At 66.9% G+C, this 239-nt stretch carries 1 protein-coding gene; it reads right to left on the bottom strand.

Annotation, left to right across the window (positions count from 1 at the left end):
• Window positions 1-19: 19 nt before the first annotated feature.
• A partial coding sequence (locus ACZ3GY_RS24745) for a hypothetical protein (protein ID WP_465912465.1) occupies window positions 20-239 on the bottom strand: 220 nt, incomplete at its 5' end.

Below are 239 nucleotides of genomic sequence, written 5' to 3'. Positions count from 1 at the left end.
GACGCGGTTTTCCAGGGGGTTAGAGGCGTCGGCAGGTGCCGTCTGTGGGGCATATCTCGATGCCGTACAGGCGGAGGAACTCTTCGGGGTTCACGAAGCCGGCGTACTGCGCGGGGGCGCCGAGAGCGGTCGCTTCCTGTAGCGCGGCGACCGCCTGGTTCGTCGTCCCGTTCTTATTGATCCGGAGATCCAGGTGGCATCCGCCGCTCGGCGGCACGTTCCCGACGACGCCGATCTGC

This window comes from Pseudomonas sp. PME37.24/006 (assembly GCF_055556635.1).
This window is presented reverse-complemented; position numbering and strand designations above follow the sequence as displayed.